The sequence below is a fragment of the Nakamurella flava genome, assembly GCF_005298075.1.
Classification (GTDB): domain Bacteria; phylum Actinomycetota; class Actinomycetes; order Mycobacteriales; family Nakamurellaceae; genus Nakamurella; species Nakamurella flava.
The window spans coordinates 327,653-353,753 of the sequence record NZ_SZZH01000001.1 but is presented as its reverse complement, the minus strand read 5'-3'; the positions used below and the strand labels follow the sequence as shown (position 1 = coordinate 353,753).

Below are 26,101 nucleotides of genomic sequence, written 5' to 3'. Positions count from 1 at the left end.
CATAGGATGACGGCGGACCGGCATGCGAGAGCCGTCCGCGGGCGATGGGGCCCGTCGAGAGGAGACGTGGGTGGGCAGCGGCGACCACGACATCGAGCTCAAGCGGGCCTCCGACGGCGCCGCTGATCTCGTCCTGCAACGGTTCTTCGACGGCGACGGCCGTCTGCTCACCATCCCGGCCAAGCAGTCCCGGCAGATCGCCATGTACGACCTGCTCGCCCAGCGGTTCGTTCCCGGGGTGCGCTACACCGAGCTCGAGGTCAACCGGGAGTTGATGGCCGTCTACGGCGACTACGTCTCGCTGCGGCGGGGCCTGGTCGACTTCGGCTTCCTCGACCGGGCGGACGGCCAGTACTGGCGAAGCGGCGGCAGCGTGCCGGTGGGCGAGGACCCCGCCCCGGTCGGGGCGGACGCACCCCCCGGCGGGCCGGCGCCCACCGCAGCAGCCCGAGCCGGGATGCGCCGGGGATCGCCGGGTGCGACGCCCCGCACCACCTCGCCCCGCGGGGTGCGGCGTCGGGAGGCCATCGTGGCCGCCGCTTCTGGTCTGATCGCCGACCGTGGGTACGCCGCGGTCGGCATGGACGACATCGGGGCGGCCGCGGGGGTGACGGGGCCGGCGATCTACCGACACTTCGATTCGAAGGCCGCGGTCCTGGCCGAGGTGTTCGAACGGGTCATCGACTCCCTCCTCGACGCGGTGACCCCGCACGCCGCCGAGCCGGACGGGGCGAACCAGACCACCTCCGTCATCGCGCCGACCGACGCCGCCCGGGCGCTCGCCGAGGCGATCGACCGGTACGCGACCGGGGTGTCGGCCCGACGTCGGCTGATCGCCGTCTTCGTGCGCGAGGTACACCATCTGCCGGCCGAGCAGGGGGAACGTCTGGTGACCAGCCAGCGGCACCTCATCGGCCGGTGGCGGGAACTGCTGGCCGCAGCCCACCCCGACTGGTCGGTGCAGCGGGTCCGCACCGCGGTGCACGGCGCGTTCGGTCTGCTCAACTCGGTCGGAACCTACGAATCCCCGCTGACCGACGCCGAACTCGCCGCCGAACTGACGAGCCTGACCCGGGCGGCGCTGGCGGTCTGACCCGGTCCGGGGTCGGGCGGACCCGACGGCCGGACCGGACGGTCAGAGCGAGAGGTACCGCTGCAGCTCGAACGGGGTGACCTGCCGCCGGTAGGCCTCCCATTCGTTGCGCTTGTTCCGCAGGAAGAAGTCGTAGACGTGCTCGCCGAGGGCCTCGGCGACCAGTTCCGAACCCTCCATGACGCTCAGCGCGGATTCCAGCGAGGTCGGCAGCTTCTGGTAGCCCATGGCTCGGCGCTCGACGTCCGAGAGCGACCAGACGTTGTCCTCGGCGGGCGGCGGCAGCTCGTAGCCCTCGCGGATGCCCTTGAGACCGGCGGCGATGACGACCGTGTACAGCAGGTACGGGTTGCAGGACGAGTCGGGCAGGCGGAACTCGAGCCGCTGACTGGACGACTTGCCCGGGGAGTAGTTCGGCACCCGGACCAGCGCCGAACGATTGGCGGTGCCCCAGGACGCCGTGGTCGGGGCCTCGTCCCCGACGACCAGCCGCTTGTAGGAGTTCACCCACTGGCACGAGATGGCGGTCAGCTCGGGGGCGTGCTGCAGGACGCCGGCCAGGAACGCCTTCCCGGTGGCGGACATCTGGTACTCGTCCTCGGGATCGTGGAAGGCGTTCGTCTCGCCGTCGAACAGCGAGAAGTGGGTGTGCATCGCCGACCCCGGCTGGTCGGCGAACGGCTTGGGCATGAAGGTGGCCCGCACCCCCTGGGTGAGCGCGACCTCCTTGACCACGTACCGGAACGACATGATGTTGTCGGCCATGGTCAGGGCGTCGGCGTAGCGCAGGTCGATCTCCTGCTGGCCGGGGGCGCCCTCGTGGTGGCTGAACTCCACCGAGATGCCCATCGCTTCCAGCGTCTCGATGGCCCGCCGCCGGAAGTGGGGGGCGGTGTCGTGCGACGCCTGGTCGAAGAACCCGCCCTGGTCCGCCGGCTCGGGGGCCGAACCGTCCGTGGGCAGGTTGTTGAGCAGGAAGAACTCGATCTCGGGGTGCACGTAGCAGGTGAACCCCATGGCCGCGGCCTCGCCCATCTGGCGGCGCAGCACGTGCCGGGGATCGGCCCAGGAGGGCGATCCGTCGGGCATGGTGATGTCGCAGAACATCCGGGCCGAGTAGACCCGGCCGCCGTCGGCCTCCCAGGGCAGCACCTGGAAGGTGGAGGGATCGGGCCGGGCGACCATGTCGGACTCGAAGACGCGGGCGAAACCCTCGATCGCGGAGCCGTCGAAGCCGATGCCCTCGGCGAAGGCCCCCTCGAGTTCCGCGGGAGCCACGGCGACCGACTTGAGGTACCCCAGCACGTCCGTGAACCAGAGGCGGACGAAGCGGATGTCGCGCTCCTCGAGGGTGCGCAGCACGAACTGTTTCTGCCGGTCCATACCGCACACCTTAGGGAAGGAATGGCGGAGTGCCGCGACCACCCACCGCACGGCGGTGCCGAGCGTCGACCCGACCGCGGCCGCGGCCCTCCTGCGGGCAGGCGGGGCCGGGGTCATGACGTACGGTGACCCGGTGTCCAGGACCGTCGCCCACGGCGGCACCGACAGCCCGGCGCCCGTCGTGTCCGCTGAACGGGTCCGTTTCACACTGCCCGATCCCGACCACCGCTGGGCCGGTGTCCGACTCGAGGTCGACTGGGTGGCCCCGGGTGCGCGCGACTACGGGTTCGCGGACGGGGTCTGGTCGCTGGACTTCCCTCGCCCGGCGGCCTGGCGCATCGAGTACCAGCTCGGCCTGCGCGGCGACGACGGCGAGCCGACCCGGACGGCCGACCCGACGAACCCCCGACGGGTGGCCAACCCGTTCGGCGACAAGTCCGAGATCCGGTTCCCGGACTACCGGGAACCGGCCTGGTTGCCGACGCCTCCGCGCGGCACGACCCGGCCGGTCGCGATCCCCGACTTGCTGGGGACCGCGGTGCCGGTGCGCCTGTGGAGTCCTCTCGGGCTGGACGACACCACCGCCGCTCCCCTGCTGGTCGTCCACGACGGCTCGGATCTGGCCGACCGCGGGGACATCCTGCGCTGGGCGACCGCCCACGCGGCGACCGATCCGGTGCGGGTGGTGCTCGTCGACCCGGCGCCGGGTCTGCGACAGGACTGGTACGCCGCCACCCCGGACTATGCCGACCACCTGGCCGGTGTCCTGCTGCCGGTCGTGACGGCGCAGGTGAGCTGCGACCGGGTCGTCGGGCTCGGCGCGAGCCTGGGGGCACTGGCCCTGCTGTACCTGCACCGCCGCCACCCCGCGGCGCTGGACGCGCTGGTACTGCATTCCGGGTCGTTCTTCACCTGGGAGTTCGACAGCCAGGAATCGGCCTGGGAGCCGTTCGACCGGATCTGCACGGAGGTCGCCCGGATGGCCGGGCCGGACGGACAGCGGCCGGTCCCGGTGCTCATGACCTGCGGGACCATCGAGGAGAACCTGGCGAACAACCGGGCGATGGCCGCGGCCCTGACCGCTCACGGCTACCCGCTGCACTTCGTGATGAATCCCGATGCGCACACCGTGATCGGCTGGCGGGACACCTGGTTCCCCGCGCTCGACGACTTGTTGACCGGCCGAGCCTGACCCCGCCCGCGCGGGCCGCGAACCGATGGGTGAGCATGACCAGCGTGACGCGCACCGAGTACCACGAGCTCGACGCCCCCTCGCTGGGCGGCCGCCGGCGGGTGGCGGTGCACGGGCACTGGGGCCGGCCGGTGCTGTGGTTCCCCTCGCAGGACGGGCAGGAGTGGGAGTTCGAGGCCGCCGGCATGGTCGACGCCCTGCGCCCGGCGCTGGACGCCGGGCTGATCAAGATCTACTGCGTGCCGTCCTACGACGAGCAGTCCTGGTCGGCGTCCTGGAAACCGCTGACCGACCGCGTCGATGCGCACCGCCGCTTCGAGGACTGGATCATCTGGCAGGTGGCGCCGTTCATCCGCGACACCTGTGGCGGTCGTGACGACATCGCCGTGGCCGGGCCGTCTCTCGGTGCCTTCCAGGCGGTGCTGTTCGCGCTGCGGCACGCCCACGTCTTCGGGCGGGCGGTGGCGTTGTCCGGGAACTACGACCCGTGGTCGTGGCGCGCGTGGGGCCCGGCCGACGAGAACACCTACCTCGCCTGCCCTCTGCAGTTCCTGCCGCCCACCGAGGGCGGCCATCTGGATTTCCTGCGCAGCCGGTTGCGCCTGACCCTGGTGGTCGGCAGCGGGCAGTGGGAGGACACCACCGGCGCCCATGACGGCAGTCACGCGATGGCCGCTGTGCTGCGGGACAAGGGCATCGATCACGAGTTCTTCGTGTGGCCGGGCTGGCCACACGACTGGCCCAGCTGGCGAGCCCAGGCCGCCCTCTACCTGCCCGCCCTGGGCTGACCACCCCGGTCTGACCGCACGAAGGAGATGCCGTGTCCGACTCCACCTCCCACCTGATCGGCCTGCTACTGGGGACCGAGACCGACTGGCCGCAGGCGTTCGAGACGCTCACCCGCCGGCTCGGCGCGGTACAGCACGAGGGGCGCCGCCACGAGCTCACCACCGAGCGCATCACCATCGAGCCGTTCGACCTGCGGGCGCCGGTCCGGTACGACGTCGTCATCGACCGGCTGGCGTGGTGGTACTACCACCCGCGGGAATGGCTGAAGAAGGCCGCACTGGTCAACGACACCTACCTGCTGAACAACCCTTTCACCTTCCAGGCCATGGAGAAGCACTCGGCCTACTGCGCAATGATGCGGCTGGGTTTCGACATCCCCAGCACCGTCCTGGTGCCGTACAAGAACCCGGTCGACCATGAGAAGTGGGCCTACACCGCCGGGACCTACAACCTGCCCTTCGACCTCGACGAGGTGGCCGACCGGGTCGGCTACCCGATGTTCATGAAGCCGTTCGACGGCGGCGCCTGGCGTGGGGTCTCCCGGGTGGACGACCCGCAGGCGCTGCACCAGGCCTACGACGCCTCGGGGCAGATGCTGATGCACCTGCAGGCCGCGGCCGACTACGACTCCTTCGCCCGGTCGCTGACCATCGGTCCGCGCACCCAGGTGATGCGGTTCCGGCCCGAACTGCCGATGCACGACCGCTACGAGGTGCGGCACGACTTCCTGCCGGCCGATGCCGGTCAGGAGATCCTGACGCTGTCCCGCACCATCAACGCGTTCTTCCGCTGGGAGTTCAACTCCTGCGAGTCCCTGGTCACCGGGTCGCGGGTGCAACCGATCGATTACGCGAACGCCTGCCCGGACATCGCGATCACCTCGCTGCACTACTACTTCCCGTGGGCCATCACCCAACTGTTGTCCTGGTCGGCGTTCTGCGCGGTGACCGGGCGAAAGCCACGGGTGGACACCGGTTCTCGCGAGTGGTTCGACATCGCCGACGACGAGTCGCTGTCCTGGAACGACAAGCTGGGCCGGTACGCCGGATTGGCCGACCGTTACTTCGAGGTCGGGCGGTACGAGGAGTTCTGCGCCACCGCCCTGGCCGACCTGCCCGGGATCGTGCTCGACTGGGTCGACTCCCCCGCCTTCGACGATCTGCTCGTCGAGACCGTCCGCGGCACGTACCCCGCGGCGGAGCACGATCGCTTCCTGGCCCACTTCCGCGGGCTGATCGGATCCTGGGTGGCCGACCAGCGGTGACGTCGCCGCCCGGATCGCCCTGTTCCCGGGCGACCCGGACGGGGGCCGGAAGAGGAGCGTCAGGGTCCGGGAAGCTCACCCGGCGGCGGGTGGTCGTGCAGGCGCCAGTGGTCGGCCGCCGACGCATCACCCTCCGGCAGACCCCCCACCGTGACGGCATGCTCGGTGGCCGCGTCGACCACCAGTCGCAGACTGACCTGTTCCTGCCGGGGCGTGATCGCGGCGGCGGGCCCGGGCCATGGCGCCCGGACGGCGCCCTCCTCCACCGAGGTGGCCAGTTCGACCAGCAGCGCTGCGCGGCCGGCCGGGTCCAGCGCCATCGACAGGCGGACGACCCCCCACGCCAACTCCTGCGCCCACTCCACCGCGGACGAGATCGGGTCCACTCAGGTCGCCCTTTCCCGCGGAGAGAACAGCGTCAGCCGGCGGCGACGCGGACCAAAGTACCAATATGTAGGTGGCCTTTGCCCGTCGAATCGCCGCCGGACACCGGAGTGCTCACTCGAATCAGCTCCGACGCCAACCTCCGTCGTCGGCCGGCCGGGCAACCGGGGGTCGGCACGTCGTCACCCAGCCAGACACAGTATCCCGGAACGAACCGGCGGATGCCCGGACTCAACAGGTGGTGTCGGGACCCGGTAGCTGCAGGGACACCAGGTAGCGGGTGCCCAACTGGTCGACGCAGCTGTTGCCGGTGTTGAGGAAAGCGGTGTGGGAGTTGCCGTTCACCGTCACCAGCCGGGAATCCAGGGCCTTCGCCAGGTCGACACCCGACTCGTACGGCGTGGCCGGATCACCGGTCGTCGAGATGACCACGGTGGTCGGCAGACCGGTCAGGTCGCCCAGGGGCGCCAGCTTGCTCTCCGAGGGCGGCAGGTACTTGCACGGGTCGTCACCCACCACGACGGGATCGCCCGAGTCGAAGAACGGCGCCGCCGCGGCGATCTTCTGGGCGTCGGCCTCGTCGAAGGAGTCGGCGGTGTCCCCACTGTCGGCGCACCGGATGACCGCGAAGGCGTCGAGCGTGCCGACGTACTTACCGGAGGCGTCGCGACCGTCGTAGGAGTCGGCCAGGGCCATCAGGGCGTCGCCCTTGCCCCGGGACAGGTCGAGCAGCGCGGAAGCCAGGCTGGGCCAGAGTGCTTCGGAGTACAGCGCGGCGGCCACCCCGGTGGTCGCGTCGTCGAAGGTCAGCACCCGACCGTCCGACAGCTTGGCCGGCGTGTCCAGCAGCGGCCGGACCAGCTGCTGGAAGACCGCGGTGGACTGGGCCGGGTCGGAGCCCAGGACACAGTCCGGACGCTGTGCGCACCAGGTCGCGAAGGCGTCGAACGCCTTCTGGAAACCCTCGGCCTGACCGAGGGAGTCGCCGACCGCGTCGGCGTTCGGGTCGACGGCGCCGTCCAGGATCATCGCTCGCACGTTGGCCGGGAACTGGGCCGCGTACTGGGTACCGATCGCGGTGCCGTACGAGAAGCCGACGTAGTTCAACCGCTGATCACCGACGGCCGCACGCAGCACGTCCAGATCCCGGGCCACGTTGACCGTGCCCACCTCGGGCAGGAACTGGTCCCCGGTCACCGAGCCCGAGGAGCTCAGCGACGCGCAGCCCTGGGCGAACTCCTGGGCGAAGGCGTTGGCCGCGGCGATCTCCTCCGGGGTCCGGCTCCGCAGGGTGGTCGCGCGGTCCGCGTCCCGTTCGGCGTCGGTGCGGCAGCGGATGGCCGGGTCCGAGGCGCCCACCCCCCGGGGGTCGAAACCGACCAGATCGAAGGAGCGGTTGAGGTCCTTCACCGAGGTCACCCCGAAAGCGACCAGCTGGGCCACGATGTCGACCCCCGATGCGCCCGGGCCACCCGGGTTGAACATCAGCGACCCGATCCGCGCGGTGCTGTCGGTGGCCGGGGCCCGGACCACGGCCAGGGTGATCGTCGGCCCGGCCGGCTCGTCGTAGCTAAGCGGGACCGTCAGCCGGGCGCACTGCAGCGCGCCGCTGCGGTAGTAGCGGCTCTGCTGATCGGTGGTCGCGAAGTCGGAGCACGAACCCCACTGCAGCTGCTGGCCGTACAACTGCTCGAGGCCGGCCGGCACGGGAGCGGGCTCCACCGCGCTGGTGACCGGGGTCAGGGGTGTGGCCCCACCGGAGGTGTCGATCACGGCCCGACCGGCCACGGTGGACGAGCACGCGGACAGAACCAGCAGCAGCGCGGTGACCACGGCGAGCGCCCTGAACCGTGACGGACGGACCGTGGCCCGGGCCGGCTGGACCTCGTCGACGCGCGCCCGGCGCAACCCCCGCATGCCACCGATCGTGCCATGAGCCCCGGAGCTGGGAACGGTCAGCGGCTCGTACGGTCGGCCACCGGCCGCGGCGCGACGACCGCCGGACGGGTTGCGGTGGCCTCGTGCCAGGACAGGGCGGTCACCGACGCGACCACCAGGGCCGCCCCGATCCACTGCGTCCCCGACAGCTCCGACCCCAGCACGGTGACGCCGACCACGGCGGCCGTGAACGGGTAGGCCAGCTCGGCCAGGGTCGCCCGGGACGCCGCCGTCCGGCGCAGACCGCGGTAGTACAGCCACATGGCCAGCAGCCCGGGTATCAGGGCCACCCCGACGACCGCTGCCGTCCCGGCGAGGTCCGGCACCCAGAGCGGCGAGCCGGTCGCCAGCACCAGCACGAACGCGGCCGGCAACCCGACGACGAACCGCAGGGTGGTCAGCTCCAGGGGGGTCACGCTCGGGGCGACGAACCGCCCCAACACGGTACCGGCCGCCCACAGCACCGCCGCTCCCAGCGCGAGCAGCGCGACCACGGCCCGGTCGACGCCGACGGCGAACGGATCGGGGAACGCGAGCATCCACGCCCCGACCAGCGCCGGCGGCGCGAACCACAGGAACGAGGGCCGCAGCCGCTCCCCCAGCAGGACCGCCGCCCCCACCAGCACCACCAGGGGCTGGAACTTCTGGATGACCGCCGGGGTCACCGGATCGCCAAAGCGGAAGGCCAACGTGAACAGGGTGGTCGCCACCGCGGACGCACCGACCCCGATGCCGAGCACGGCGGCCCGGCCCCGACCGTCCAGCGACCGGAACGCACGCGACGCCCGCGGCACGAACGGCAGGAGCACGACCGTCAGCACAACGTGCTCGGCGAACACGATGGTCGACGCGGCGACCCGTTCGGCCAGGGAGGTCCGGAGCAGCGCGTCGGTGCCCCAGAGGGCGGCCGCCACGGCCACCAACCAGGTCAGGTCCCGCCGCGCCGCCGGGGAGACAGGATGATCCGCAGTCACCTCGGGGACAGCGTGCTCACCCGTCCCGCCATTCCCGGTCCTCGGCGTTCAGGCGGGCCTCCCGGTCATGGACGGACTGCAGCGCGTTCGCGGCCTCCTCGGCGGTCGCGTACGGGCCGAGCAGATCCTTGGCCTTGCTCTCGCCCTCCCGCTCCACCTGGCCGGTCGTGACGTTGTAGTAGAACTGCGTGTGCTGACCGATGTCGTCGCCCATGGCAGCAGCGTGCCACACGCGGCAACCACCCACAGGAGGACGCGATGACCGATCCCACCACCGGTGCCCCCGACGAGGTCCCGGGCGCCGACTACGCCGAACAGCACATCGACACCGTGCCCTCGGTGACCGATCCCGAGCAGCCGATCACCACACCGGACCCGGCCACCGCCGTGGCGCAGGGCGATCCCGAGGCCGATCCGGCCGACGTCGCCGAGCAGGCCACCCCCGTCTTCGCCGGAGAGGACCCGGCCGGAGAGGACGGCTACCCGCCGGCCGGCTGATCCGCCGGCCGCACCGGTTCCACCCGGAACCGGTGCGTCGTCGGGTCGGCCGACAGCAGCCGCACCGTGACGACCGACCCCTCGGTCAGACCCGTCGGCGAACAGTGGGCCCGCACCGGGGGCTCGTGCAGAACGACCACCGCGCGGTCCCGTTCGGCGTCGATCTGCAGGACCGTCGCCGGGAAGGTCTCGCCCTCCCGGCCGTGCAGCAGGAAGACCGCGACGGCCGCCGCGCACGCCTTGTCCAGGGCGGAGGCGGTCCGGTCCCCGGCCGCCATGGCGGCGGGGAGATCCGGCAGGGCCGCCCGGACCGCTTCCGGTACCGGCCGTCCGGCCTGCAGGGCCAGACAGACCTCGGTGGCGTACCGGTCGGCCAGCCGGCGCAGCGGGGCGGTGACGTGGGCGTACGAACTGCCCACCCCGCCGTGCCCGGTGCGTTCCGGGGGCGCCCCGTCGAACGGGGTGTAGGCCGCTCCCCGCAACAGCCGGACGGCGTCCTCGAGGAACGCGGCGTCCCGCGGCTTCGATCCGTCCAGCCGCCCGATGACGTCCCCGGGCGGTTCGTCGTCCGGCCAGGGGATGCCCAGGGCGGCGGTCGCCTTCCGCAGCGCGGTGACCTGCGCCTCGGTCGGCGACGGCAGCGTGCGCAGCAGCCCGATCCCGCCGTCCAGCATGATGCGGGCGGCGCACACCCCGGTCAGCAGGCTGATCTCGGCGTTGTGCCGTTCGATGGGCAGCTGGGCTCGCAGGGTGAGCGTCCAGTGGCCGTCGGGTCCACGGACGATCTCCGAGTCGGGCAGATCCAGGGTGATGGCGTGCCGCTCACGAGCCAGTCGGGCCCGCAGTTCCCCGACCACCGGCAGGTCGGCGATGGGCGCCGGTAGCCGGCCGGCGTCGGCGGCCGCCTGCATGGTCGGGTAGTCGAGCTGGGCGCGGCTGCGGACCCGGGCCCGGTGCACGTCGATGGCCGTCACCTCCCCGCGGTCGTCCAGATCGATCGTCCACAACACAGCGGGGCGGTCGACGTCGGGCAGCAGACTGGCCGCACCCTCGGACAGCTCGACCGGGTGCAGCGGGGTGTTGCCGTCGGGGGCGTAGAGCGTCACCGCCCGGCGCCAGGTCTCGGCCACCAGCGGGTCGTCGCGGTCCGTCCCGACGAACCAGAGCACATCGGCGATCGCGTAGTGCACCCGCCAGCCCGTCCCCCGACGGACGAGGTGGACGGCCTGGTCCAGGTCGCGTGACCCGGGCGGGTCGAGGGTGACCAGCGGAATATCGGTGGCGTCCGGCAGGTCGGGCAGCGGCCGGGCACCGGCCGCCCGGGCGCGGGCGACGGCCTCCGGCGGGTAGGCCGCCGGGATCTGCAACTCCGCCCGCACGGCGTCGAAGTCGATGACGGGCGGCGGGGCGAGGATCTGACGGGCCGGCACGGGCATGTCCGTCAGGCTAGGGGCGGACGGTGACGACCGTCGGCCGGATCGCGCGGAGCGTGGCCTGCGCGTCACCCGTTCCGGTGATGTACGAATCAGACTCACCGAACCTATGTTCGGTGACATGGTCGATTGGCGGCGGTACGGCATCCTCCGGAGCCACCACCGGCGAACCGGCCCGCTCGCCGTCACCGAGACCGCGCCGGCCTCCTGCCCGAATGGGCATCCCCTGGGCCCGGACCAGGTCCTCGTCGGCAATCATCCGTGTGGCTGCCGGTCGCGGACCGGCGGCCCGGCCGCCCACCGGACGTGGCGCTGCCGAGCCTGCGACGCGTGCTGGGTGTGGCCGCCGTGTGCGGACCGACCCCGGTGGATCCCCTGGCCCGGGGACCCACCGGGCTGACGTCAGCGCTGGCCGTAGCCCAGCTCGTTCGCCGTCTGGCGCGCCCCGTCGTCGGTCGGGACGGCCACGACGGCGGTGCCGTAGGCACAGATCTCGGTCCAGGTGTCGCCCAGTTCGGAGGTGTCGAACCGCATGGCGACGATGGCGTTGCCGCCCCGCGAACGAGCCGACTCCATGAGGCGGTTCATCGCCTCGTTCCGGCCTTCGGCGAGCTGCTTGGTCATCCCACCCAGCTCACCACCGAACATCGACTTGAGCCCGGCCCCCATCTGGGAGAACGCGTTGCGGGAACGGACGGTCAGGCCGAACACCTCGCCGCAGACCCGCTGGATCTGCCAACCCGGGATGTCGTTCGTGGTGACCATGAGCATGGGAGATCGCCCCGTTCGGGAGAAGGACGGCACCGGTCCCGCGACGGGGCCCCGGCCGGAGCCGGAACCGGCTCGGCCGTCATTCTGCGGCCCCGACCACTGTCCCGGCCCGGCGGCACCCGGGTGATCACCCAGACAGTGGGCGCGCGCAGCACCGCCGACGTTCGGCGGCCGGCTCAGCCGACCTCAGACCGTCCGGTGCTCGATCTCGGCGCCCCGGGCCACGATGATGTCGGCGACCAGGGCCGGCGGGAACAGACCGTGGTCGACCAGGCCCGGGACCGCGCTCAGCCGGGCCGCCTCCGCCGCCGGATCGACGACGTCCCCCACGTAATCGGCGATGACGCCGCCGTCCGGGCTGAGCGGGACGTCCCGCAGGGTGGTGGCCCCGATCCGCCGACGCGTCGCGGCCAGACCGAAGGAGAGCAGTTCCAACGGGATCGGCGCCGTGATCCGCTCGACGGTCTTGCTGGAGTCGGCGATCACCACGAACCGGTCGGCGGCGGCGGCGACGACCTTCTCCCGGGTGTGCGCCGCCCCGCCGCCCTTGACCAGCCAGCCGTCCGGGGCGATCTGGTCCGCGCCGTCGATGGCGATGTCGAACCGATCGATGTCGCCGAACGCCTCGGTCGCCAGACCGAGCGCCCGAGCCGCCTCCTCGGTCCGCGGCGAGGTGGACACGCAGCGGATCCGCACCCCCCGCTCGGCCAACGCCGGCAGCAGGTAGGCCACGGTGGACCCCGTCCCGAGACCGACGAGCATGCCGTCCTGCACCAGGGTGGCCGCGGCTCGAGCGGCCGCCTGCTTCTCGCGTTCGGTCAGGCTGCGGGCGTCGTCGTCGCTCATGCGCGGCAAGTTACCCGATGGCCCGGCGTCCGTGATCAGCCGGCTGCGCGCACCGGACGAAGGACCGACCGGTGGGCCGGCCCGACACCTGCCGGGGCGGGGGTCGGCGGGTCCACCGTGTTCGCCCCACACCACGATCCCTGGCCGACGGAGCAGCCGATGTCCCGCAGGAGCTGGGCGTGCTCGGCGCCGTCCACTCCGGCGGCCGTCACCCGCAGGTCGGCCGCACCGGCCAACACGACCAGGGCGGACAGATACCGCGCGTCCCGCTCGTCGGCCACGGCCGCCGCGACCGACGCCGCGTCCAGACGCACCGCATCCACCGGGTGCTGGCGCAGCGCGGCCAGCGGGATGTCCCCCGCTCCGAAGCGATCCAGCTGCACTCCGATGCCGTGCTCGCGCAGCCGGGTCAGCTCGGCGAGGCTGTGCTGGTGCGCCAGGGCGGTGTCCGGCACGACCAGCACCAGGCGGGCCGGCTCGACCCCGGCGGCGTCGAGCTCCCGCAGGATGCCTTCGGCGAGGTCGGCGGTGCGCAACTCGACGGGCGAGACATGCACCAGCAAGTGGGCCGGCCCGTCCGGAAGGGCCGCGTAGCGTGTGAACGCCGAACGCCGGACCCAGCGACCGATCTCGACGATGTGGCCGCCGTCCTCCGCGACGTCGAGGAACCGGGCCGCCGGGAGCAGACCGCGCCGGGGGTGCACCCACTCCACCACGGCCTCCAGCCCGGTGGACCGACGGTCCGCCAGGTCCACCTCCGGCCGGTAACGCACCCGCAGATGACCCTCCACCAGAGCCGCCGCGATCTCCGCCGCGGTCCGCAGGCGCTGCCGCGCGGCCGCGTTCATCTCGGGAACGAACTGCCGGACCCGGCCCGAGCCGTTCGACTTCGCCGCGTACATCGCGGTGTCGGCGTACCGCAGGATCTGGTCGGCCCGCTGCCCCCGTTCGGCCGTGCACACCCCGACACTGCCGCCGGTCCAGACGGTGCGCCACCCGACGCGGATCGGGACCGCCAGCTGCTCCACGATGCGCTCCGCGACGGTGACGGCGCCCGCGGCGTCGGTCGCGGGCAGGATCACGGCGAACTCATCGCCCCCCAGGCGGGCGACGGTGTCCGTCGGCCGGGAGCACGCCAACAGGCGAGACGCAACGGTGACGAGGACCGCGTCGCCGGCACTGTGCCCCAGGCCGTCGTTGATCTCCTTGAACCCGTCCAGGTCGAGCAGCAGGACGCTCGGTGGTTGCCCGCCGGTCTCGGCCTCGGCCAGCACGTCACGTAGGCGTTCGATTAGCAGCGAGCGGTTGGGCACCCCGGTGAGTTCGTCGATCTTGGCGCACGGGGCATCCGCCGTCACGCGCCGCTCGGCGGTCTGACGGAGCGCGGTCAGCTCGTCGACCAGGGTGTCGACGCCGCGGCTGATCTCGTCCAGCACGTCGTCCCCGACCGGTGGTACCACCGGCTCCCCGGCCCACGGGCTGCTGAGCTCCCGCAGCACACCGGCGATCTCCGCCGCACGGTCGGCATCGAGGGTCCGTCGAGTCATCGCTTCCGTTCCCCTACGGGCGTTGGTGACGATTCGTCGCTGCCAGGCTCTGGCGCGTCGACCGTTCGGCGGATTCGCCGAACCACAACGAGCCTAAGACAGTCGCGCTCCGACACCAGGGGCTCGAAAGAGCGATAAAAGTAATTGCTCGGTCACCGATACACCAGCGCGACGGTCACCGTCGGTCAGCGCAATCGCCGGATGGTGTCGTACCGGCCATCGGTCGACGGACGCAGCGGCGCCACCGGTGCACCAGGAGCGTCCGACGCCCCCCCGTCAGGAGTGCAGAGTCTCCCGGGGCGAGCACCCGAAGGCGTCGCGGTAGGCGGCCGCGAATCGACCCGGGTTCCCGAAGCCCCACCGTTCCGCGGTCGCGGCCACGCTGTCACGGGTCGGGTCACCGGCGACCAGGTCGTCGTGCGCCCGGTGCAGCCGCACCTTGCGCAGGTAGGCGGTCGGCGTCGTGTCCAGATGGCGGCGGAAGGCGAACTGCACCGCCCGCGGGGTCACCCCGGCCGCCGTCGCGATCTCGGCCAGACCGATGTCGTCGTGCGCGTGTTCTTCCAGGAAGGCCACCGCCCGCCGGATGACCGCCGGATTCCGGTCGGTCGGGCGGGGCAACGGTTCGTCGGCCTGCCGCGGGAACGTGGTGACGATGGTGCCAGCCAGCAGCCGGGTGGCCGCACCCACCAGCAAAGGGTTGCTCATGGCCCCGGGGGTGGCGAACAGGGTGCGGTCGATGTAGTCGGCCACCACGCCGAACTGGCGGGCCAGCAGCGGCGTGGTCAGCGAGTGCCCGATGAGATGGACCTCGGACTGCGCCGCCTCGGTCAGCGCAGCCGGGTGCACGGTGAACAGCTGCACCCGCAGCCGATCGAACCGCGAGACGTAGGGGCTGTCCGCGGCCGCGACCCGGAACACGTCGCCGGGACCGGCCCGCAGCACCGAGCCGTCGGACTCCACCTCGATGCGGCCGTCGAGCACCCGGGCCAGCAGGAGGTACCCGAGGGCGTCGCAGTCGTGCTGCACGCCCATCGAATGGTCCATGGTCGCGACCGCGAACCGGCCGGCGTCGCGGTACTGGTGCCGCAGTCGGTACCGGTCCCGCGGACCGAACATCCGCATGCGGCTCTCGGTGTAGGTGGCTGACAGGAAGGCATGGCCCTCTTCGGGATCGGCGGTCGTGAACTCGTCGACAGCCACCAGGGAGGCCTGCGGTGCCCGCGTGGGCGAAGCGGTTGACACGTCTCCCCTTACCGTCAGCCACGCGCGGATGGATGCCCTGATCGTACGTTCTGTTCGACACGATCCCGGGCCCAGTGTGTGCGACCATGGGCGCAGGGATGAGTCGGCCGGGCGGCCGCGTGGATCATCGCAGATGATCTTCGAGGAAAGTCCGGGCTCCTCAGGGCAGGGTGGTTGTCAACGGCAACCCGGCGCGAGCCGCGGGACAGTGCCACAGAGAACAGACCGCCGGGCGTTCAGCACGAACGTCCCGGTAAGGGTGAAACGGTGGTGTAAGAGACCACCAGCGTCCCGGGTGACCGGGACGGCTCGGTAAACCCCACCCGGAGCAAGGTCGAGAGGTCGGACCTTCGGGACCGACTGCGCAGGCGTTCGAGGGCGGCCCGTCCGATGCCTGCGGGTGGACCGCTGGAGCGCGTCGGCAACGGCGCGCCGAGATGGATGGTCGCCGAACGGGACGTCGCAAGGCGCCCGGGAACAGAACCCGGCTTACAGGCCGGCTCATCCCCCTTTGGCCGGCCGCCCCGGCTCAGACGCGCAGCAGGATCGCGCCGCACTCGTCGCAGCGCAGCACCGCGTCGACCGGGGCCTTCTGCAGGGCGGCCAGGGCGACCCGGTCGAGATCCATCCGGCACGCGTCGCAGCGCGAGCCGATGAGCGGGGCGGCGGCCACCTTGCCCTGCGCCCGGATCCGGTCGTACAGGGCGAGCAGATCGGCGGGCATGCCCTCGGTCACCTTCTGCCGCTCGGCGGTCAGCCGGGCCGCTTCGCTGTCCAGGTCGGCGAAGGCGGTGTCCCGCCGCTGCTCGGCGGCGGCCACGTCGGACTGCACGGCCGCGAGGTCGCGTTCGGTGGCCGACACGGTCGACTCGACGCCCTCACGCCGCTCCATGATCTCGAGCAGTTCCTCTTCGAGCACCGCCTGACGACGCCCGAGCGAGGTGACCTCGTGCTCCAGGTTGGTCAGGTCCTTGGCCGGGGCGGTCCCGGCGCTCAACCGTTCGGCGTTGCGGGCCGACCGGGCACGCACGGCCTCGATCTCGGTCTCCAGCTTGCGGACGTCGCGGTCCAGGTCACCGCGTTCCGCGTCGCCCAGGGCGGCAGCGGCCCGCAGTTCGGTCAGCCGGGCACCGGCCGACTGGATGACCGCCAGCTCGGGCAGACTGCGTCGCCGGTGGACGACCCCCGCCGCCTCGCGGTCGATCCGGGCCAGGTCGAGCAGACGACGCTGGACGAACGGGTCGGCCTTGAGAGCCATGCACTTCCTCCTGCAGCTGGGGACCGCCTGACGCTACCCGACCTTCCCGGGACCCGGCCCGGGTGTGGCCGGCCCGCCGGACGGAACGACGAACGTCCACGGGTCGGTCCGGCGGTGCGAGACCCGCACGTCCAGACCCGGGAACGCGGTCCGCAGCCGCGCGGCCGCCACCGGCACCCACGGCCATTCACCCGCCCAGTGCGCGACCTCGACCACCGCCGGGCGCCCGGGGACCGCCACGAAGTCGCCGACGACGTGGTGCCGCAGGTCCGACGTCAGGTAGACGTCCACTCCGGCGGAGGCGGCCGTCGACAGCTCACCGTCGCCGGCGCCGCCCAGGACGGCGACCGTCCGGACCGGCCGGTCCGGGTCGCCGGCCACCCGCACCCCGGTGGCGGTGGCCGGTAGCCGTTCGGCGACCCGCTGTGCGAACCCGGCGAGATCGGTCGGGACGTCGACGCGGCCGATCCGCCCCAGACCGATGGTCGGCTGGTCCGGGACCGGGACGAGCGGGCGGAGGTCGACCAGCCCCAGGCACCGGGCCAGCGCGTCGTTCACCCCGTCCGCGGCCCGGTCGGCGTTGGTGTGCGCGGCCAGGTGGGCCACCGAGTGCCGGATCATCCGGTGCACCAGCGCGCCCTTGTCGCGATCGGCGGCCACCGACTGCACCGCGCGGAACAACAGTGGGTGGTGGGTGACGAGCAGTTGCACGCCGCCGGCGACGGCCTCGTCGACGACCGCCGGGTCGACGTCCACGGCCACCAGGACCCGCTCGACCGGTTCAGCCGGGTCGCCGCAGGTCAGGCCCACTCCGGTGTCCCACGACTCGGTGAGCTCGGCCGGGTAGGCGCGGTCCAGTTCGGCCAGGACGTCGGACAGCAGGACGGGGGCGGACATGCCCGGCAGTCTGTCACCGACCGGGCCGGCCGCCCGGCGGGGGACAATGTCCGGGTGAGTGCGTCCGCCCCGTTCCGTGTGTGCGTCGTCTGCAGCGGCAACATCTGCCGCTCCCCCATCGGCGAGCAGGTGCTGCGGGCGGCGATCGCCGACGCCGGCCTGGCCGACCGGGTGGTCGTGAGCAGCGCGGGCACCGGTCCCTGGCACGTCGGGCAGGGCGCCCACCGCGGCACCGTGCGGGTGCTGGCCGATGCCGGTCTGCCCACCGATCACGTGGCGCGGCAGATCGTCCGCCGCGACCTGGACGAGCTCGACCTCGTGCTCGCGGCCGACCACGGCCACGTCCGGGAGCTGCGGCGGCTGACCGACCACCCCGACCGCATCCACCTGCTGCGGTCGTTCGACCCGGATGCGGACGACCACGAGGTGCCCGACCCGTACTACGGCCCGGACGCCGGGTTCGACGAGGTGCTGACGATGACCCGGGCGGCCGCTCCCGGGATCGTCGCCGAGATCCGTCGGCGCCTGTCGGAACAGGACGCCGAGGACGAGTCCGCCCGCCGGCCGGCGACGGGCCGACGATGACCGGTCCCGTCCGGACCGATCCCGCCCCGGAACGGGCCACCGGCGCGCTGGGCGACCCGGCCCGGCCGACCCGGCGGTGGGCGTTCCTGCTGACCCCGGGCTGGCTGGTGGCCATCGCCCTGGCCGTGGCCTTCGCGGTCGCCTGCTTCACCGTGCTCGCTCCCTGGCAGTTCGGCCGGAACGCCGAACGGTCGGCCCAGAACGCGGCGGTCACCGCGGCCGTCACCGCACCCCCGACCGCCGTCACCGACTACCTCACGACGACCACCGGCCCGGACCCGACGGACATCTGGCACCGGGCGATCGCGACCGGCGTCTTCGAACCCGACGCCCAGGTGCTGGTCCGGCTCCGGCAGGACGACAACGGCAACCCGGTCTCCGAGGTGGTCGTCCCCTTCCTGATGGACGACGGCACCCGCGTGCTGATCGACCGGGGGGCCGTCCCGGCCTCGGGGGCCATCGCGCTGCCCGACCTGCCGACCGGCACGGTGACCATCACCGGGCGCGTGCAGGCTCTGGACGGCCCCGACCCGCTCAACCGCCCGGCCCAGCAGCGGGACGGGCGGACCGAGGTGTACGCCATCAACCCGGCCGCGCTCCCGGGGGTGGCTCCGGGCGAGGTCTTCCTCGACGGCTACCTGCAGCTCACCCCGGACAGCCCCGGGGTGCTCACCCCGATCGGCCTGCCGCAGACCGATCCCGGCCCGTTCCTGTCGTACGCGCTGCAGTGGTTGGCCTTCGGCGCGATGGCCCTGTTGGGGATGGCCTTCTTCGTGTTCCGGGAGGCGACCGGCGGCGGCCGCGAACCGGACGACCGGGTCCCGGACGGAGCCGACCCGCGCGGGGAGCCGGGGGCGGCGGCGTCTTCGGCCGGCCAGCCGGCCGCGGGCCGGGGTCGCCGCCGCCGTCCCGCCCGGGACGGTTTCGACAAGTCCCAGCTGTACGACTCCTGACCGGTCCATGATCGCGCGGTCGCCGTGCCCCGTTCCGGGGGTCATCCCCGGCCGACGGTGATCACCGCGGGTCGGGGTGGACGACGATGAGGTCATGGCCTCGCCCGCTGCCGCCGATCCCGCGCCGACCGCCACCGCCCGGGCCGCGGACGCCGAACGCGCCGTCCTGGACCGGTCGGTCCGCCGCCTGTGGGGCCTGCCGGGCACCGCGCTCGGCGTCATCGCCTGGCCGCCGACGGTCGGGGATCGCCTGTTCCTCGGGTGGAACTACTGGTGGCAGGCCCACCTCATCGACTGCCTGGTCGACGGGCACCTGCGGGACCCGCAGCTGTGGCGGGTCCGGCTGCTCGGCACCGTGGCCCGGTCGGTGCGCCTGCGCAACGTGCTCGGCTGGACGAACCGCTACTACGACGACATGGCCTGGCTCGGCCTCGCCCTGCACCGGGCGGCGGCCACCGGGGCCGGCCCCCGCACCGGGGTCATCGACCGGCTGACCCAGGAGATGCTCGACGCCTGGTCGGACGAGGAGGGTGGCGGGATCCCGTGGCGCCGGCGGGACGAGTTCAAGAACACCCCGGCCAACGGGCCGGCCGCGATCCTGCTCGCCCGGCGGGGTCACCTGCCCCGCGCGGCGGCGATCGCCGACTGGCTGGACGACCGCCTCCGCGACCCGGAGAGCGGATTGATCTGGGACGGCCTGCGACCCGGGCAGGTGGAGAAGGTCGTCTACACCTACTGCCAGGGGGTCGTCCTGGGCGCCGAGGTCGAGCTGACGGTGCGGACCGACCGGGACCGGAGCCGGGTCGATCGACTGGTCGACGCCGTGAACCGCGGCCTGACCCGCGGTGGCGTCCTGGTGGGTCACGACGGCGGGGACTCGGGTCTGTTCACCGGGATCCTGGCCCGGTACCTCGCCCTGGTCGTCACGAGTGATCCCGGACTGCCGGGCGGGCGTCCGTCCCCGGCGACGGCGACCGCGGCCCGGCTGCTGCGCACCTCGGCCGAGGCGGCCTGGGCCAACGCCGTCGACACGACCGACGGTCCGCTGTTCGGCCCGCAGTGGGACCAGCCCGCCCGCCGGCCGGTCTCGTCACGCGACCGCATCGCCGAACGGGACCTGTCCGTGCAGCTGTCCGGGTGGATGTTGCTGGAGGCGGCGGCCGCGGTCGAACGAGCCGCCGGCCGCGCCTGATTCCACGGCCCGGCGGGATACCCTGCCGGCCATGCGTATCGGGGTGGTCGTCCTGCCGCAGTTCCCCTGGGCGGAGGCCCGGGCCCGCTGGAAGTCGGTGGAGGACCGGGGTTTCGCCACGGCGTGGACCTACGACCACCTGGCCTGGCGGTCGCTGGCCGACGAACCCTGGTATGCGACCGTGCCGACACTCACCGCGGCCGCGCTGGCGACCACCCGGATCCCGCTGGGCACGTTCGTCACCTCCCCGAACTTCCGGCACCCGGTCACCCTGGCCAAGGACCTGCTGACCCTGGACGACATCTCCGGCGGCCGGATGATCGCGGGCATCGGAGCCGGCGGGTTGGGCTGGGACGCCACCGTGCTGGGCCAGCCGGAACTGACCCCGCGGCAACGGGTCGACCGGCTCGGCGAGTTCGTCGCCCTGACCCACCGGTTGCTCACCGACGGCGAGACCAGCTGGCGCGGTGACTGGTACACCGCGGACCGGGCCCGAATGCACCCGGCCGGGTCGCGGCAGCGGATCCCGTTCCTGGTCGCGGCGAACGGCCCCCGGTCGATGCGGATCGCGGCCGGCGCCGACGGCTGGGTCACCACCGGACCGGCCACCGACCCGGACGCCCCGGATGCGTTAGAGCAGTGGTGGACGGCGGTCGCCGCACTCCTGGAACGGTTCCGGGGCGCGGCCCGCGCCGCCGGCCGGGACCCGGACACGCTGACCACGATGCTCAGCCTGGACTCGGCCCCGGTCTTCTCCCTGCGCGACCTCGACACCTTCCTCGACGCCGCCGGCCGCGCCCGCGAACTCGGTTTCACCGACGCGATCGTGCACTGGCCCCGCCCCGAGGGCATCTACGCGGGCGACGACCGCATCCTCGACCGCGTCGCCGAGCTGCTGGTGGACGGTCGACTGGAGGCCTGAGGCCGGTCAGCGAGGTTGGATGCCCCGTCGACGGGTCGTCGGACGGGCCGGATCGATCCGCCCGGCCAGGATGACGACGGCGACGGCGAGAACCAGCGCGCCTCCCAGCGCGGTCAGCCACGGCCCCCACCCGGCGGCGGCCTCCCCCGGGTCGAGGACGCCGGCATCACCCGGGGCGACCCCGCGGAAGACGCCCCACGCCAGCAGCACACCCCCGGCCAGCACCAGCACCACCGCGGTCACCCGGTGCGGGCGCCGGCCCTGGCTGACGGCGATGATGGCGAGTCCGGCGACAGCCGCCACGACACCGAAGAGCAGGCCGATCAGGCCGGGCCGATAAGTCGACGCTCCGTCGAGGACGTCGTTGAGATTGGTCCCGGCGATCTGACTCGCCCCGGTGATCCCGCCCCACCCGTTGATGTCGGTGGCTCCCCCGTCGACGGCCGGCGTGCTGATCCACGTCAGGAACGACGCGAGGAAGGCGATCAGCCCGCCGGCCACGGCGATTGCGCCCAGCACCCGCCGTCGTCGCGTCAGCCGATCCGGCACCGTCATCCCCGTCTCCGATCACTGGTCGCGCTCCGTCGCGGCGAGCCCCCGTGGCGAACGCCCGACGGTACCGGGCAGCGCCGACCACTCCCGGGGCGGCGACCCTTCTAGAGTGGGACCGTGCCTCTCGACCACCCGATCGCCGTCGTCGGTCTGGACCTGCTGCACGACAGCGACCTCGGCGTGCAGGCCTTCGCCCGGCACGTCGGCGAACTCCTACCGATCGACCGGGCCCGGCTGGTGGTCGCCGGGATGCGGGGTGCGTTGGAGGGCAAGGCCGACCTGTCCGCCGAGGCGGCGGCCGCCTTTCCGGGCCTCGACCTGGCCACCGCGTACACCGGCGCCGACGTGGTCGCCACCCTGGCCGCCGCGGCCGGGCTGAGCGGTGACCAGATCGGTGCCGCCCGGACCGCCGCCGCCCACGATCTCGCCCGGTCGGCATGGACCGTCGGACCGGCCTCCGGGCTGTCCGACCTGCGGCGCCTGCTCACCGCACACGGTGTCCAGCTGGCCACCACCTCGTCCAGTCCGATCGGCGTCCCCGAAGTGCTGGACGCGATCGAGATGCCGGACCTGCCCTGGCTGGTCGTGGCCCCGGGCCGGCGCCGCGACTGGTGGCTCGACGCCGTCCGGCCCGACGACGCCGCCCCGACGCCGACCCCGCCGGTGCCGGCCGGGCACCATCTGGTGATCGCGGGGCGGCCGGCCGACCTGTCCGCACCGTCGTCCGTCGGGGTCACCACCGGCCTCGTCGACCGGTTCGGACGGGCCGCCGACGGGAGTCCGGCGGCGACCTGGACGGCCCGCGACCTGACCGGTCTGCTGCCCGCGATCACCGACTGGCTGGAGCACCGATGACCGGCGTCGCCCACGATGCCCACCGGGATGCCCGTCGCGACGACTGGCTGACCCCGGACGGCTCCCCGGTCGCCCGTCCGACGCACCTGCTGGCCCACCTGTCCGACACCCACCTGACCCCGGCCGGCGTCCGCTACAACGCCGTCCTGGACGCCGATGCCGCCCTGGGCCGGGCGGTCGACGTACTGGCCGCGGCCGTCGCCGACGGCCGCCGGCTGGACGGGGTGGTGGTGACGGGCGACCTCACCGACACCGGCGACCCCGACGCCTACCGGCGGTTGCGCGACGCACTGGACCGGCTCGGTGTCCCCGTCGTCTACGCGACCGGCAACCACGACGTCCGCACCGAGTTCCACCGCAGCCTGCTCGGCCGCGAGTCCGAGCAGCCCGTCCTGCAGGTGCACGACCTGTCCGGGCTGCGGGTCGTCGTCCTGGACTCGACCATCCCCGGTCACGGCCACGGCCGGCTCGACGCCGACCACCTGGCCGAACTGACCGCCGTGCTGGCCGATCCGGCCCCGCACGGGACGGTGCTCGCGCTGCACCACGCTCCCCTGCCGGCCCCGTCCCCGCTGCTCAGCTACTTCGCGTTGGAGGCCGGTTCGCGCGCCGCGCTGGCCCGGGCGCTGGCCGGGACCGACGTGCGGCTGATCCTGGCCGGACACCACCACCTGCCCCAGACCGGCCTGCTGGCCGGGGTTCCGGTGGCGGTGGCCGGGTCGACGGCGATCCGGACCGACCCGCTCGCCCCGGCCGGCCACGAACGGACGTGGGCGTCGGGTGCGTTCGGGGTGGTCGAGTTCTACCCCGACACCCTGACGGTCTCGACGATCCCGGTGGACGGGGCGGACATGGTGTTCGACCTCGACGCCGACGGCTGCCGGACGATCGTGGAACGGCATCCGATCGACTGAGACGAGGTCAGGACACCGCGGCGGCCAGCCCGGGGACGGCCAGCACCAGCCAGCAGCCGAGCAGCAGGGCCGGCCCGAACGGCACCGCCGACCGCCGGTCGAGCCGGCCGATCGCCATCCCGACCAGGGCGACGACGGCACCGAGCACGAAGGCCAGCGCGAGTGCGGTGACGGCGGCCCCGACGGACAGGTATCCGGTCAGCAGAGCGAGTGACGGGACCAGCTTGGCGTCGCCGCGGCCGAGTCCGCCCCGGGACACCCGGGCGAGCAACCCGAAAAGGACGCCGATCACGCCGGCCACCACGAAGGCCCGCAGCAGCGATCCGCTGCCCGGCCAGAGCAGCGACGTCAGGATGATCAGACCGGCGGAGACGGCCACCGCCGGCCGGGTGATCGCATCAGGCAGCCGGTGGTGCCGCAGGTCGACGATTCCCAGGGTCACCGTCAGCCAGCCGGCCCAGACGACCAGCAGCACGGTCGGCGCACCGAGGGCACAGGCGGCACCCGCCGCCGTGATCACCCCCAGTAGCGTTTCGACCGGCCCAGGCCCCACGACGGTGCCTCGGCGCAGGCGGGCCAGCAACAGCCGGGTGGGCCACCCGACGCCGGCCCCGACCGCACCGGCGGCGACCACGACCAGGACGGCGGGCCAGCTCACCGGGTCACCCCGGACGCACCACCGTTCAGCCGAAGATCCCGTTGGCGCGGGCCTGGGCGACGCACACGTTGTGCTCCTCGATGGTGTTGCTGAAGCACGAGGTGCCGTCCTGGTTGATCTTCACGAAGTACAGCAGCGGCCCGCTGGCCGGCTGTGCGGCCGCGGCGATGGCCGACTTGCCGGGCGAGCTGATCGGCGTGGGCGGCAGGCCGTCGGCGGCGTAGGTGTTCCAGGGGCTCGGATTGGCCCGGTCGTCGTTGGAGGTGGCGATCGAGGCCCGGTCCAGCGCGTAGTTGACCGTCGAGTCCATCTGCAGCTTCATCGGCAGGGCCAGCCGGTTGTAGATGACCCGGGCCACCTTCGGCATGTCCGCAGTGATGCCCTCGCGTTCGACGATGGAGGCGATGATCGCCACCTGGTACGGCGATACCCCCAGTCGGCCGGCGGCCGCCTTGACGTCGGAGGTGTTCCAGGTGGCGGCCGATGCGCTGACCACCGCCCGCAGCGCCTGCTCCGGGGTCGATCCCGGCGGGATGTCGAAGTCGCCGGGCAGGATCATGCCCTCGAGCCGGCGGTTGGGGTCCGGCGAGCTGCGGACCGCGTCGATCGCCCATTCGACGACCCCCAGCGTCGCCGGGTCGGCGGTCCGCGCGACCTCCCACAGCTGGTCCGCGGTGAAGCAGTCGGACACCCCGTTCACCGGGACGCAGGACGCCTCGGTGATCTGGCTGATGTAGCCCGGGATCACCGTCGGCGCGACGTTCGGATCGGTGGAGACCGCAGTGACGTCGGCGAGTTGCCGGCCGGGGATGAGCCGGACGCGGCCGACGTGGTTGACCGGATCGACCAGCGCATCCGCCGCGGCCTGGGCGGAGGCGTCCTTGCGGACCCGGTAGTAACCGGGCTGCAGCGCCTGCACGTCGGCGTCCTGCGCGGCCTGCTTCTGGAACGCCTCGACGGAGGCGACCACCCCGGCCTGGCTGAGGGTCTCGGCGATGTCGGTGGTGCTGTCGCCGCTTTGCACCCGGACGATGACCTCGTCGCCACCGGTGCCGGGGTAGTCGGCGACGGTGTCGGCGTGCGAGCGCCAGACGACGAACCCAGCGGCCAGCGCGACGACGATGACGACGAGCACGACGATGGCGGCGACGACCGACCACCGGTGCCGGGACCGGCGGGGTCCGTCGGTGCCCGACGGGGCCGTCGGCCGTGGCGGCACCGAGATGAGATCCATGCCGGCGGCGTGGCCGTCGGAGGGGACGTTCGCCCCGGGCGCCGTCGGACGGCTGGCGGGGCCGGCGGGTGACTGCCCGGCCAGGGCCGCCCTCAACTGGTCGACATCGAGGTCGCCGGTCTCGCCGCCGTCGTCACGTCGGTCGAAGATGCCGAGGTCGTTCACGCCGGTCCGCCGAGCTCGTCGAGCGCCGCGGCGCGCTGCCGCTGGTGGGTGAGGGCGTCGAGGTGGTTCTGCAGGATGCGCACGGCGGCGACCTGGTCGACCACGGCGCGCCGCTTGCGGCCCTTGATGCCGCGCTGGGACAGCATGCGGTCGGCACTGACCGTGGTCAGCCGTTCGTCGACGTAGACCAGGGGGACCGGGGCGACCCGCGCGGCCACTTGATCGCCGTACGCGCGGGCGGCCGTGACGGCGGCGCCGTCCGTACCGCGCAGCGTCCTGGGCAGCCCGACGACCACCTCGACCACCTCGTATTCGCTGACCAGTGCGACGAGACGGTCCAGATCCGAACCGTGGGCGACGTCGCGTGGCAGGGTCGCCACCGGGGTGGCCAGGATCCCGCCGGGATCACTGACGGCCACGCCCACCCGCACGGTACCGACGTCGATTCCCAGGCGCACGCCCCTGCGCGGCGGGTCGCTCGGCCGGTCCGACCCGGTCGTCGGATCGTCGTTCACGCCCCGGACTCCGTTCCCCGTTCGGTGGTCACGCCCTCACCCGG

General features: G+C 73.0%; 27 protein-coding genes and 1 other RNA gene. 12 read left to right on the top strand and 16 right to left on the bottom strand.

Features of this window, described 5'->3' with window-relative positions:
- Window positions 1-70 precede the first annotated feature (70 nt).
- Window positions 71-1,093 (top strand): DUF2087 domain-containing protein, encoded by a 1,023-nt coding sequence (locus tag FDO65_RS23020; protein WP_205849721.1) that lies wholly within the window; start codon window positions 71-73, stop codon window positions 1,091-1,093.
- A gap of 42 nt (window positions 1,094-1,135) precedes the next feature.
- Here FDO65_RS23020 and glnA read toward each other — a convergent pair whose 3' ends face one another.
- Window positions 1,136-2,476: a type I glutamate--ammonia ligase gene (glnA, locus tag FDO65_RS01625; protein ID WP_137447743.1), complete on the bottom strand. Its 1,341-nt coding sequence runs from the start codon at window positions 2,474-2,476 to the stop codon at window positions 1,136-1,138.
- Between the two features lie 133 nt (window positions 2,477-2,609).
- On the opposite strand from glnA, the gene FDO65_RS01620 reads away from it, so the two are divergent.
- Genes FDO65_RS01620 through FDO65_RS01610 form a run of 3 tightly spaced genes read left to right on the top strand, consistent with a single transcriptional unit; the run spans window position 2,610 to window position 5,721 of the window.
- Entirely contained in the window at window positions 2,610-3,668 is a 1,059-nt protein-coding gene (locus tag FDO65_RS01620) for an alpha/beta hydrolase (protein WP_166441998.1), read from the top strand.
- 44 nt (window positions 3,669-3,712) lie between these two features.
- Window positions 3,713-4,456, top strand: coding sequence for an esterase family protein (locus FDO65_RS01615; RefSeq protein WP_137447741.1), 744 nt, complete (start codon window positions 3,713-3,715; stop codon window positions 4,454-4,456).
- A 32-nt stretch (window positions 4,457-4,488) separates the two neighbouring features.
- Window positions 4,489-5,721 (top strand): ATP-grasp domain-containing protein, encoded by a 1,233-nt coding sequence (locus tag FDO65_RS01610; protein ID WP_137447740.1) that lies wholly within the window; start codon window positions 4,489-4,491, stop codon window positions 5,719-5,721.
- A 59-nt stretch (window positions 5,722-5,780) separates the two neighbouring features.
- On the opposite strand, the gene FDO65_RS01605 is transcribed toward FDO65_RS01610, so the two are convergent.
- From FDO65_RS01605 to FDO65_RS01590, 4 genes are all read right to left on the bottom strand, one after another.
- Window positions 5,781-6,107, bottom strand: coding sequence for a hypothetical protein (locus FDO65_RS01605; RefSeq protein WP_137447739.1), 327 nt, complete (start codon window positions 6,105-6,107; stop codon window positions 5,781-5,783).
- 229 nt (window positions 6,108-6,336) lie between these two features.
- Window positions 6,337-8,022, bottom strand: a complete 1,686-nt coding sequence (locus FDO65_RS01600) for an alpha/beta hydrolase (protein ID WP_205849720.1) — start codon at window positions 8,020-8,022, stop codon at window positions 6,337-6,339.
- Window positions 8,023-8,060: 38 nt separating this feature from the next.
- Window positions 8,061-9,017, bottom strand: coding sequence for a DMT family transporter (locus tag FDO65_RS01595; RefSeq protein WP_137447738.1), 957 nt, complete (start codon window positions 9,015-9,017; stop codon window positions 8,061-8,063).
- 16 nt (window positions 9,018-9,033) lie between these two features.
- Window positions 9,034-9,231: a hypothetical protein gene (locus tag FDO65_RS01590; RefSeq protein ID WP_205849719.1), complete on the bottom strand. Its 198-nt coding sequence runs from the start codon at window positions 9,229-9,231 to the stop codon at window positions 9,034-9,036.
- Between the two features lie 44 nt (window positions 9,232-9,275).
- Here FDO65_RS01590 and FDO65_RS01585 point away from each other — a divergent pair, with 44 nt between their 5' ends.
- Entirely contained in the window at window positions 9,276-9,515 is a 240-nt protein-coding gene (locus FDO65_RS01585; protein WP_137447737.1) for a hypothetical protein, read from the top strand.
- Here the strand turns inward: FDO65_RS01585 and FDO65_RS01580 are convergent.
- The 5 genes from FDO65_RS01580 to FDO65_RS01560 all read right to left on the bottom strand — a co-directional run bounded on the left by FDO65_RS01580 (window position 9,497) and on the right by FDO65_RS01560 (window position 15,315).
- The gene (locus tag FDO65_RS01580) at window positions 9,497-10,951 is read right to left on the bottom strand and encodes an RNB domain-containing ribonuclease (protein ID WP_205849718.1); all 1,455 of its coding nucleotides are present in this window, start codon (window positions 10,949-10,951) and stop codon (window positions 9,497-9,499) included. The two genes, FDO65_RS01585 and FDO65_RS01580, sit on opposite strands and share 19 nt — an antisense overlap.
- Window positions 10,952-11,350: 399 nt before the next feature.
- Window positions 11,351-11,719 (bottom strand): YbjQ family protein, encoded by a 369-nt coding sequence (locus FDO65_RS01575; protein WP_137447736.1) that lies wholly within the window; start codon window positions 11,717-11,719, stop codon window positions 11,351-11,353.
- 186 nt (window positions 11,720-11,905) lie between these two features.
- Complete coding sequence (rpiA, locus tag FDO65_RS01570; protein ID WP_137447735.1) at window positions 11,906-12,565, bottom strand: ribose 5-phosphate isomerase A; 660 nt, start codon at window positions 12,563-12,565, stop codon at window positions 11,906-11,908.
- A gap of 35 nt (window positions 12,566-12,600) precedes the next feature.
- Window positions 12,601-14,112: a putative bifunctional diguanylate cyclase/phosphodiesterase gene (locus FDO65_RS01565; RefSeq protein WP_137447734.1), complete on the bottom strand. Its 1,512-nt coding sequence runs from the start codon at window positions 14,110-14,112 to the stop codon at window positions 12,601-12,603.
- Between the two features lie 276 nt (window positions 14,113-14,388).
- Entirely contained in the window at window positions 14,389-15,315 is a 927-nt protein-coding gene (locus tag FDO65_RS01560; protein WP_137447733.1) for a helix-turn-helix transcriptional regulator, read from the bottom strand.
- 141 nt (window positions 15,316-15,456) lie between these two features.
- Between FDO65_RS01560 and rnpB the strand changes: the two genes are divergently transcribed.
- Window positions 15,457-15,865: RNase P RNA component class A (gene rnpB, locus FDO65_RS01555), an RNA gene on the top strand.
- A 21-nt stretch (window positions 15,866-15,886) separates the two neighbouring features.
- On the opposite strand, the gene FDO65_RS01550 is transcribed toward rnpB, so the two are convergent.
- Window positions 15,887-16,615 carry a zinc ribbon domain-containing protein gene (locus FDO65_RS01550; protein WP_137447732.1) on the bottom strand — a complete coding sequence of 243 codons (729 nt, stop codon included), beginning with the start codon at window positions 16,613-16,615 and terminating at the stop codon, window positions 15,887-15,889.
- Window positions 16,616-16,648: 33 nt separating this feature from the next.
- A complete protein-coding gene (locus tag FDO65_RS01545; protein ID WP_137447731.1) occupies window positions 16,649-17,512 on the bottom strand; it encodes a Nif3-like dinuclear metal center hexameric protein in 864 nt (287 codons plus the stop codon).
- Between the two features lie 54 nt (window positions 17,513-17,566).
- Here FDO65_RS01545 and FDO65_RS01540 point away from each other — a divergent pair, with 54 nt between their 5' ends.
- The 4 genes from FDO65_RS01540 (at window position 17,567) to FDO65_RS01525 (ending at window position 21,164) form a co-directional block, all read left to right on the top strand.
- Window positions 17,567-18,097, top strand: a complete 531-nt coding sequence (locus FDO65_RS01540) for a low molecular weight protein-tyrosine-phosphatase (RefSeq protein WP_137447730.1) — start codon at window positions 17,567-17,569, stop codon at window positions 18,095-18,097.
- Complete coding sequence (locus tag FDO65_RS01535) at window positions 18,094-19,050, top strand: SURF1 family cytochrome oxidase biogenesis protein (protein WP_137447729.1); 957 nt, start codon at window positions 18,094-18,096, stop codon at window positions 19,048-19,050. Before FDO65_RS01540 ends, FDO65_RS01535 begins: the two co-directional genes overlap by 4 nt.
- Before the next feature lie 94 nt (window positions 19,051-19,144).
- Window positions 19,145-20,242 (top strand): glycoside hydrolase family 76 protein, encoded by a 1,098-nt coding sequence (locus FDO65_RS01530; RefSeq protein ID WP_137447728.1) that lies wholly within the window; start codon window positions 19,145-19,147, stop codon window positions 20,240-20,242.
- A gap of 31 nt (window positions 20,243-20,273) precedes the next feature.
- Window positions 20,274-21,164 (top strand): LLM class flavin-dependent oxidoreductase, encoded by an 891-nt coding sequence (locus FDO65_RS01525; protein ID WP_137447727.1) that lies wholly within the window; start codon window positions 20,274-20,276, stop codon window positions 21,162-21,164.
- A gap of 6 nt (window positions 21,165-21,170) precedes the next feature.
- Here the strand turns inward: FDO65_RS01525 and FDO65_RS01520 are convergent, their stop codons facing one another.
- On the bottom strand, window positions 21,171-21,719 hold the full coding sequence (locus FDO65_RS01520; RefSeq protein ID WP_137447726.1) for a hypothetical protein: 549 nt from the start codon (window positions 21,717-21,719) through the stop codon (window positions 21,171-21,173).
- Between the two features lie 114 nt (window positions 21,720-21,833).
- Between FDO65_RS01520 and FDO65_RS01515 the strand changes: the two genes are divergently transcribed.
- Window positions 21,834-22,571 carry a hypothetical protein gene (locus tag FDO65_RS01515; RefSeq protein ID WP_137447725.1) on the top strand — a complete coding sequence of 246 codons (738 nt, stop codon included), beginning with the start codon at window positions 21,834-21,836 and terminating at the stop codon, window positions 22,569-22,571.
- Window positions 22,568-23,485: a metallophosphoesterase family protein gene (locus FDO65_RS01510; protein ID WP_137447724.1), complete on the top strand. Its 918-nt coding sequence runs from the start codon at window positions 22,568-22,570 to the stop codon at window positions 23,483-23,485. The genes FDO65_RS01515 and FDO65_RS01510 overlap by 4 nt, the downstream gene beginning before the upstream one ends.
- Window positions 23,486-23,492: 7 nt before the next feature.
- Here the strand turns inward: FDO65_RS01510 and FDO65_RS01505 are convergent, their stop codons facing one another.
- The 3 genes from FDO65_RS01505 to ruvX are packed head-to-tail and all read right to left on the bottom strand — an operon-like array spanning window position 23,493 to window position 26,057.
- Complete coding sequence (locus FDO65_RS01505) at window positions 23,493-24,143, bottom strand: prepilin peptidase (protein WP_137447723.1); 651 nt, start codon at window positions 24,141-24,143, stop codon at window positions 23,493-23,495.
- A 25-nt stretch (window positions 24,144-24,168) separates the two neighbouring features.
- A complete protein-coding gene (gene mltG / locus FDO65_RS01500; RefSeq protein ID WP_137447722.1) occupies window positions 24,169-25,542 on the bottom strand; it encodes an endolytic transglycosylase MltG in 1,374 nt (457 codons plus the stop codon).
- On the bottom strand, window positions 25,539-26,057 hold the full coding sequence (gene ruvX, locus FDO65_RS01495; protein WP_137447721.1) for a Holliday junction resolvase RuvX: 519 nt from the start codon (window positions 26,055-26,057) through the stop codon (window positions 25,539-25,541). The genes mltG and ruvX overlap by 4 nt, the downstream gene beginning before the upstream one ends.
- Window positions 26,058-26,101 lie beyond the last annotated feature (44 nt).

Bases quoted from the DNA above. Each gene is read 5' to 3' on its own strand.
- FDO65_RS01580 (WP_205849718.1), bottom strand. From the start codon at position 10,951: ATGCCCGTGCCGGCCCGTCAGATCCTCGCCCCGCCGCCCGTCATCGAC.
- FDO65_RS01510 (WP_137447724.1), top strand. From the start codon at position 22,568: ATGACCGGCGTCGCCCACGATGCCCACCGGGATGCCCGTCGCGACGAC.
- FDO65_RS01550 (WP_137447732.1), bottom strand. From the start codon at position 16,615: ATGGCTCTCAAGGCCGACCCGTTCGTCCAGCGTCGTCTGCTCGACCTG.
- FDO65_RS01530 (WP_137447728.1), top strand. From the start codon at position 19,145: ATGGCCTCGCCCGCTGCCGCCGATCCCGCGCCGACCGCCACCGCCCGG.
- rpiA (WP_137447735.1), bottom strand. From the start codon at position 12,565: ATGAGCGACGACGACGCCCGCAGCCTGACCGAACGCGAGAAGCAGGCG.
- FDO65_RS01585 (WP_137447737.1), top strand. From the start codon at position 9,276: ATGACCGATCCCACCACCGGTGCCCCCGACGAGGTCCCGGGCGCCGAC.
- FDO65_RS01535 (WP_137447729.1), top strand. From the start codon at position 18,094: ATGACCGGTCCCGTCCGGACCGATCCCGCCCCGGAACGGGCCACCGGC.
- FDO65_RS01525 (WP_137447727.1), top strand. From the start codon at position 20,274: ATGCGTATCGGGGTGGTCGTCCTGCCGCAGTTCCCCTGGGCGGAGGCC.
- FDO65_RS01575 (WP_137447736.1), bottom strand. From the start codon at position 11,719: ATGCTCATGGTCACCACGAACGACATCCCGGGTTGGCAGATCCAGCGG.
- FDO65_RS01565 (WP_137447734.1), bottom strand. From the start codon at position 14,112: ATGACTCGACGGACCCTCGATGCCGACCGTGCGGCGGAGATCGCCGGT.
- FDO65_RS01600 (WP_205849720.1), bottom strand. From the start codon at position 8,022: ATGCGGGGGTTGCGCCGGGCGCGCGTCGACGAGGTCCAGCCGGCCCGG.
- FDO65_RS01590 (WP_205849719.1), bottom strand. From the start codon at position 9,231: ATGGGCGACGACATCGGTCAGCACACGCAGTTCTACTACAACGTCACG.
- FDO65_RS01520 (WP_137447726.1), bottom strand. From the start codon at position 21,719: ATGACGGTGCCGGATCGGCTGACGCGACGACGGCGGGTGCTGGGCGCA.
- glnA (WP_137447743.1), bottom strand. From the start codon at position 2,476: ATGGACCGGCAGAAACAGTTCGTGCTGCGCACCCTCGAGGAGCGCGAC.
- FDO65_RS01545 (WP_137447731.1), bottom strand. From the start codon at position 17,512: ATGTCCGCCCCCGTCCTGCTGTCCGACGTCCTGGCCGAACTGGACCGC.